This window comes from Streptomyces sp. NPDC056486 (genome assembly GCF_042795295.1).
Lineage (GTDB): Bacteria > Actinomycetota > Actinomycetes > Streptomycetales > Streptomycetaceae > Streptomyces.
This window is the reverse complement of the sequence record NZ_JBHTSF010000093.1, coordinates 1-7,285: the sequence shown is the minus strand read 5'-3', so window position 1 is coordinate 7,285 and position 7,285 is coordinate 1. Positions and strand designations below refer to the sequence as shown.

Sequence of the window (7,285 nt, the reverse complement as noted above, 5' to 3'; positions counted from 1 at the left end):
CCGGGGCCCCGCCCCGCCCGCTGGCCCCTGCGCGGGTACACCACACCCCCCCCCCCCCCCGCCCCCCGGCCACCCCGGCGCGCGGGGGCGGCCCGGGCCCGCCGACCCTGAAAGCCCCCGCTTGCCCCACCCCTCGTCCACCGAGATAGCCGGACGGATCGAGGACCTGTACGGCGCGACGCTCGACGACCTCGAAGCCCACGCCCAGGACCAGCCGCCCGGCATGCTCTCCGCCCTGCTCGCCATGCACGACGACCTCGCCCTCGCCGAGCGCAGCATCGACGTCCACCGCGAGAACCTCGCCCGGCTCATCCACCCCGAGCGACAGATCGGCCGGCACGAGGTCTCCCACCTCCTCGACGGCGCCCGCCGGCTCGCCGAAGCAGTCGCCGTGCGCGATGTCCAGGCCAAGTCGGTCACCGCCGTCCTGTACAGCCTGGCCCGCATCCCGGCCCCAGCGCCGTCCCCGCCGACGTGCTCACCGCCCGTTCCGGCTCCGCCCCTCGCGGCCCAGAGCACGGCGCACCGCCGCTGACCCGCAGGCGATTTCCCTTACTCACCCAGGAGTTCCTCCCTTGGCCATCACCGCTCTGCCCCCTGACACCGACGGCGACATCGCCCGGGTCACCGAGGCCCTCGCCATGATCACCCCGCGCTGGAACGTGCGGATCCTGCTGGCTCTTTCCGGCCCGCCCGTGCGGTACAGCGAGCTGGCGGACAAGGTGTCCTGGCTGCAGAACGGCCAGCTCCACCCCAAGCTCAAGGCGCTGTGCGACGCGGGCCTGGTCGAGCGCACCGAACACACCACACGGCACGTCACCTACCGCCACACCGAGCGCGGTGTCGCCCTGCTGCCGGTGCTGCCGATGATCGTCACCTGGGCCGAGACCCATCTGGAGACGGCGGAGGTCCCGCTGCCCGCTATCGAGCAGATCGAGGACAGCCTCACGCTGCTCACCCGGCGCCATGCCGCCGCCATCCTGTGGGTGCTGAAATCCCGAGGCGAGGTCAGCGGGCGGGCCCTGGCCCGGATCATCATGCGCAGCAGCGACTGGACCAACGTCTACCCGCCGCTGCGGCAGCTCGTCGCCGACGGCCTGGTCGACACCGAGGGCACCGGCCAGCCCTACCGGCTCTCCGCGGCGGGCGCCGGCCTGGGGCCCGTTCTCGGCGCCCTGTCCGCGTGGTCCGCCGGACAGCCCCTCAGCCAGGCTGCCCAGCACCCGGTCTGGGGGCATGCGCAGGCGAAGGCCGCGCCGAGGCCGTGGGTCAGCAGCCAGCCCCGGCCGGCCCCCATAGCCCTCCCTCAAGTCCGGACGGGGGAGCCCACTCCGGGGTGGCACAACCGCGACCTCTTCTCCCATGCCACGAGCGCCCGCCCGATGGGCGTCGTCCAGGCGGGAGGTGCGCGCCGATGACCGCCTCCTCGTTCACCTCCGCCGAACTGCGCAATGCCGTCGACTTGCTGTCCTCGCCGTCGCTGATCCGCCTGATCACCGAGATCGACGACAACGGGCCGATTCCGCCGCGGAAGCTGGCCAGCACGCTGCCCGACCTTTCCCCGCATCACCTGCGCCGGATCACCCACGTTGCCCGCGTGCACGATCTCGTCCGAGTCGCGCCCGGCGTCGGCCTTGAACTCAAGACGTCCGGCGCTGAGCTGGCCGACTTCTACGACGCGACCGCCCGGTGGGCCCGGCACCACGCCTACCCGACCCGCATCTGTGACTTCACCAGCCGCATCAGGTGCACCCTCGGCCTCTTGGAGCCCCTGCTCGCCACAGACCCGGCGGGTGGCTCCGACCTTCAGACGCGTACCCAACTCACCAATACCCAGGACGGCTTGGAGCCGTCCCGACCGCGCGACCTTCTGCTCCAGTGGCTGCACGCCAATCCCCAGGTCACCGCGCTCCTCGAACCCGAACGCGAGTCCGCTGCGTGAGCCTAGCTGTCACACCCCGGCACGCTCGCCACACCGGCGGGCTGCTGCGCAGCATCTATCTGCCGCGCACGGCGGACGCCCTCGCGTTCGCGATGTCCACCTACGGCATCCCGCTGCTGGTCCTGGCCACCACGCGCTCCGCCACGCTGACGGGCGCGGCGTTCGCCCTGGAGTGGATCCCGCGGCTGACGGCCTTCGGCTGGGCCGGATCGGTCGTCGACCGACGCGGTGCGGCCGTGGTTTTCCACCTTGCCTCGCTGGGACGTGCACTGGCTCTGTCGGCCGGTGCGGTCCTGTTCCACCTCTATCCGTCGGGCACGGTGGCGACCGTGACCGTGATGGTGCTCGCGGCCAGCACCGGTGTGCTCACCGAGTTCAGTTACATCGCGGCCGAGACCGCGGGCGGCGCCGCCGGCCGCCGAGCGGGACGGCGGGCCCACCGCGTCCAGGCCATCCTGCTCGGGATCGACCAGACCGCCACCCTGACGGGGCCGGCAGTGGCAGGTCTGCTGCTGCTCGCCGGCCCTCCTCAGATGCTCGCCGTGATCACGGTGTTCTCCTTGCTCGCCGCGCTCCTCGCGCTGCGCACACCTCCCTCGCCGGTCGCCCCGGCCCGCGCACCGAAGGGGCCCTCCGGCGCCGGATTCCTCACCGGGTGGCGCACCATCCGCTCGCTTCCCGCGCTCGGCTGGCTCGTCACCGGCCTGACCCTCTCCAACCTGGCCACCGGCTTCCTTCAGGCGGCCGGCCCGGTGATCGTCGTCCAGCACTTCGGGCAGTCCACCACTGCCGTCGGCCTGGTCTGGTCCGCCGCCGCGGCGGCCACCCTCGTGGCTGTTGCCATCTGCCGGTTCGCGCTCGACCGGCTTGGCCTGTGGCCGGTCGGCGCCGCCTGCGCCGCCCTCGCCTCGCTCGCCGCTCTCGCCGCCGCCCAGGCCCCCGACTACCTGTCCTACCTGGTCCTGGTCGCCGTCCTCATGGCGGCCGACGGCGGCCTGGCCGTGGTGCTTCGCACCGTGCGCTCCCACCTGATCCCACCGGAGAAGTTCGGCAGCACCCTGTCGGCGACCATCCTCATCCTCCTGCTGCCCTTCCCCGTCGCCGGCGTACTCACCGCACTCACCCCGCCCGACGCGCTGGGCCACGTCATCACCGCCTGCGCCGCCCTGCAGACCCTCGGCCTGCTCTGCGCCTTCGCCCGCCTGCGTACCGATCCCGCCCTGCGCACCTGACCCTGCCGCGCTTGCCCACCCTGTGGAGAACCTCATGCCCACCGCCGTCCTCGGATCGCACCGCGCGACCGGCCGCAGCATCACCGCACAGTTCCGCGACTTCGACGCACAACCCGCACATCTACCGAGCTCTGGAACGCCTGGCCGCCCGCCGCCTGGCCGCCGGCGCCACCCGCGTCAGTTTGAAGGACCTCTTCGAAGATCTGCGCCGCCAACTCCCCAACGGTGCCACCGGCTTGAACAACAACTACACCGCCCTCTACGCCCGCCGCCTGATCGACGACCACCCCCACTGGGCCGGCGTCTTCGAGCTGCGCCGCCGCGCCGCTTAAGACCCCCCTGATCGCTCGTCCTGCCGTCCACCGATAGGGCGCTCGTCCCGCCGTCCACCGATAGGGAGAACCCCTTCTTGTCCGCTCGTCCCCTCGTGCTCGTCGTTTCCCCCGGCGATGAGACTCTGCGCGGCTACTGCCTGGAGCAGGTGGCCGCCGCGTACGACGTCGTCCTGTTGACCGCCACCGAGCCGTCGTGGGAGCGGCCGTTCATCGTCGACCACGCCGTCGTCGACCTGACCGACCCCGCCGCGCTGCTCGCCGGCGGCCGGGCCCTGGCCGAACGCCATGACCTTGCCGGTGTCGTTACCTGGGATGAGTTCCACCTCGTCCCCACCGCCCGCCTCGCCCGCGCGCTCGGTCTGTCCTCGCCTTCCGCCGAGGTGATGCGGGCCTGCCGCAACAAGTCCGTCGCCCGTACTCTGTTCGTCCGCCACGGGGTGCCCTCGGCCGCCTCGATAACAGCGCGGACCCTGCTGGAGGCCGAACTGGCGACGGCGACGCTGGGCTACCCCGTCGTCATCAAGCCCGCCGCGTTCGCCGGCGCCATCGGCGTGATCCGCGTCGATGGGCCCCAAGAGCTGCCTGCTGCCTTCGCGTTCGCCTCGGCCGGTGCGAGCCGCAGCCGTGAGGACACCGGCGTCCTGGTCGAGGAGTACCTCGACGGGCCGGAAGTCTCCGTCGAATGCGTCACCCACCACGGCGTGACCACCGCGGTCGCCGTGAACCGCAAACACCTGGGCCCCGCACCGTATTTCGACCAGATCGACCACACCGTCGATGCCACCGACCCGCTCCTGGCCCAGGTCGCCCCGACCGCCGCCGCCGCGGTCAAGGCGCTGGGGATCACCGACGGCGTGCAGCACGTCGAGATGCGCCTCGTGGACGGCCGGCCCCGGCTGATCGAGGTCAACGCACGCGTCGCCGGCGACATGATCGGCCACCTCGTCCGCCTCGCCACCGGCATCGACCTGCCCAAGGCCGCCGCCGACCTCGCCTGCGGCCAAACGCCGGACCTCACCCCGACCCGTAACGGGGCCGCAGGCATCCGCATGCTCTACCCGAACGCCTCCGGCACCCTCACCGCACGGCACATCAACCAGCCGTTCGCCGCCCACACCCCCTGGCTGCGGCAGGTCCAGTGGATCCGCGAGATCGGCGACCAGCTCGTTCTACCGCCCGAAGGCGACCTGTACACCGCCCGGGCCGGCTTCTACATCGTCACCGGCCGCACCGCCGCCGAGGTCACCGAACGGCTCGATCTCGCCGACGACGAGATCACCGTCACTGTGAGGGCGGACCGATGAGCCACCAGTCCGATCCGATCCGCGACATCGACGGCGACGTCTACGTTTCCCCGCGTCACCTCGCGTCCACCACCGGGATCGGTGACCCCGCTCTCGCCCCGCTGCTCAACCTCGGCTGGGAACTGCAGCACGACGACCTCGGCAACGTGTACGTGAGCGCTCCCGACCGGCGCGTGCGCCTGGGCTACCTGCCCGAAGGCGAAGACGACGGGCTCTGGCGTATCAACGCCTACCAGGACTCGTTCGGGCCGCCGGCGTGGGGCGTCTGTTTCAACGACCGGGTCCCCGCCGAGTTCGTGGCGGCGTTCACCACCGTCCTCGCCACGGCGTACGAACAGGGGCCCGACGCCTACCTCGCCCGGCCGGTCTCCGGGACCGACGAACACGATCCCTTTCTCGCCGTCGTCCCGCTCCTGAAACAGGGCTGGGAGATTGACCGCCCGCGCTGGGCCGTCTTCGCGCTCCAGGCCCCCGACGGTCTCGCCGGCATGGAGTTCACCACCGGCGACCTCGATCCGGAAGCCGAGCTGACCACGCGGGAGGCCCGCTGGCAGCTGTGGGCGGGCAAGTCCATCGACCGGGCCGTCTGGTACGCCACGGCCAGCACCGACACCCCCGTCGCCCTGCTCACCGCCGTCACCCAGTGCGTTGCCGACCCGGCTCCACTACCCCGATGGCGCGAGGAGACCTTCAGCTACCTCAAGGGCATGGCCCAGCTCACCCCGATCCTTCCGCCCGGGCCGCCGGCCCCCACCCCGCTCGACGTGCAGCGGGCCGCCGCAGCCCGCCGCCCCGCTGCGCTGCCTGCGCCCAGCGTCCCGCGCTGGAGCACCACCAGTCGACCGGTGCTGCCTGGCCCTCGTCGCTGACGGCAGCCCAACCCTCGACCGGAGGAACCTTCTTGTCCCTGCAGGCCCCCGAGTTCTTCGCCGAGCTGTGCCTCCCCTTCCACGACCACACCGTCGTGGGCAACACCTACTTCGCCGTCCCCGTCCGGGGCGCACCGCTGCGACTGCGGATCGACTTCAGCCGCACCATCCACGCGGACACCTACGGCGGTCTGCGCGTGACGGTCGTCCACCCGGACCGCGGCGAGATCGACGCGGTGGCGCTCAGCTTCGTGGACCACGGAACTTTCCACCGCCGCGACGAAGCGGCCAACACCCGGCCGAACACCAAGCAGTACGGCACCTTCGACACCTACCACCGCCCCGGGCGGCCACCCTGGGACGGAGCCGTCGCCACCGGGCTGCGCGATGCCATCGAGCAGTACACCGCCGTCTGGTTCCCCGGCGCCTGGACCGTGTCCGCACCCGGCCGCACAGCCACGCGCCCCGTGCTCAGCGCGGCCGTCCCGCCGATCACACGCAACGGTGCCCGTACCCGCTGACCTTTCCTCTACTGATCAAGGAGTCCCGTTCCTCGTGCACGCACGTCTCGTCCGTTCCGTCGCCATCGCCGGTGTGGTGACCGGCGCCCTCACCTGGGCGCCGGCCGCGAGCGCCCAGCCCTCCGACCCGACCCCCGCGGCTCCTGCCGCCTCCGCCGAGGCACCGGCCCCGGACGCGGGCAGAGTCGAGATCACCGCGAAGGATACGGCCGGAGACGTACTTCCTGGCGCCGGCTTCCTGCTGCTTGACTCCGCCGGTCAGGAAGCCGGACGCGGGAAGACCGACACACAGGGGAAGCTGGCCTTTCCCGACCTTGAGCCGGGCGTCTACCGGCTCAAGGAGACAGCTTCCGGCAGCCCGCTTCACCAGGTCGTCGCCGACCAGGACGTCATCGTCACCCCGGGCGCGACCACCCGGCTGACGATCACTGACCCGTTCAAGGCCGCCAAGGTCCTCCTGCGGGCCAAGGACCGCAAGACCGGCAAGCTCCTGCCCGGCGCGACCGTGAACATCGGCACCGGCACCTCGACGCTGCTCACCCTGACCACCGGCTCCAAGGGCACGGCCTCCGGAGAACTGCCGGTCTCACACCGGAAGACGCAGTTCTGGGTCAAGGAGATCAAGGCCCCCGCCGGCTACGACCTCTACAAGCCGTCCAAGACGTTCAGCGCGGGCCCCGGCGCCCCCGTGACCGTGACCGTCACCAACTCCAAGACCGCCACCACCCCGCCGCCCACGCAGAAGCCGACCGACAAGCCTTCCCCGAGCAAGCCCGGCAAGGACGAGGACGTCTCGGTGCCGTCCGCCTCGGGTACTCCGACCGCTGACGAGACCGCGTCGAGCACTGCGGCGCCTGCCCCCGATGGCTCGCTCGCGCACACTGGAGCTGATGCCACACCGTGGCTGATCGGCGGCGCGGGAGTACTGATCGCAGCAGGTGGAGGCGCCCTCGCCTTGGCACGCCGTAGTCGCACGGACGGGCCCACCGACGACTCCACCGAGAGCTGAGCTGACCCTCATCCACCCTCTGCGCGACCCCGAGCCCCCGGAGTCCACGCGGGGGAAGCCGGGGGCGCTGGCG

At 71.9% G+C, this 7,285-nt stretch carries 8 protein-coding genes and 1 pseudogene; all 9 read left to right on the top strand.

All coding sequences use genetic code 11. The features are described from left to right. The first annotated feature begins 121 nt into the window (after positions 1-121). The 9 genes and pseudogenes from ACFQ7F_RS29885 (at position 122) to ACFQ7F_RS29845 (ending at position 7,212) form a co-directional block, all read left to right on the top strand. Complete coding sequence (locus ACFQ7F_RS29885) at positions 122-535, top strand: hypothetical protein (protein WP_383276771.1); 414 nt, start codon at positions 122-124, stop codon at positions 533-535. 40 nt (positions 536-575) lie between these two features. Beyond that, a complete protein-coding gene (locus ACFQ7F_RS29880) occupies positions 576-1,418 on the top strand; it encodes a winged helix-turn-helix transcriptional regulator (protein ID WP_383276768.1) in 843 nt (280 codons plus the stop codon). Continuing rightward, positions 1,415-1,942 carry a regulator gene (locus ACFQ7F_RS29875; RefSeq protein ID WP_383276765.1) on the top strand — a complete coding sequence of 176 codons (528 nt, stop codon included), beginning with the start codon at positions 1,415-1,417 and terminating at the stop codon, positions 1,940-1,942. The genes ACFQ7F_RS29880 and ACFQ7F_RS29875 overlap by 4 nt, the downstream gene beginning before the upstream one ends. Beyond that, positions 1,939-3,174 carry an MFS transporter gene (locus ACFQ7F_RS29870; RefSeq protein WP_383276762.1) on the top strand — a complete coding sequence of 412 codons (1,236 nt, stop codon included), beginning with the start codon at positions 1,939-1,941 and terminating at the stop codon, positions 3,172-3,174. Before ACFQ7F_RS29875 ends, ACFQ7F_RS29870 begins: the two co-directional genes overlap by 4 nt. Before the next feature lie 34 nt (positions 3,175-3,208). Next, positions 3,209-3,506 (top strand): annotated as a pseudogene (locus tag ACFQ7F_RS29865) (hypothetical protein). A 77-nt stretch (positions 3,507-3,583) separates the two neighbouring features. After that, positions 3,584-4,813: an ATP-grasp domain-containing protein gene (locus ACFQ7F_RS29860; protein WP_383276759.1), complete on the top strand. Its 1,230-nt coding sequence runs from the start codon at positions 3,584-3,586 to the stop codon at positions 4,811-4,813. Further along, positions 4,810-5,682 (top strand): DUF317 domain-containing protein, encoded by an 873-nt coding sequence (locus ACFQ7F_RS29855; protein ID WP_383276756.1) that lies wholly within the window; start codon positions 4,810-4,812, stop codon positions 5,680-5,682. The genes ACFQ7F_RS29860 and ACFQ7F_RS29855 overlap by 4 nt, the downstream gene beginning before the upstream one ends. A gap of 32 nt (positions 5,683-5,714) precedes the next feature. Then, positions 5,715-6,203 (top strand): hypothetical protein, encoded by a 489-nt coding sequence (locus ACFQ7F_RS29850; RefSeq protein WP_383276753.1) that lies wholly within the window; start codon positions 5,715-5,717, stop codon positions 6,201-6,203. A 34-nt stretch (positions 6,204-6,237) separates the two neighbouring features. Beyond that, positions 6,238-7,212 carry a collagen binding domain-containing protein gene (locus tag ACFQ7F_RS29845; protein ID WP_383276750.1) on the top strand — a complete coding sequence of 325 codons (975 nt, stop codon included), beginning with the start codon at positions 6,238-6,240 and terminating at the stop codon, positions 7,210-7,212. Positions 7,213-7,285: the final 73 nt, after the last annotated feature.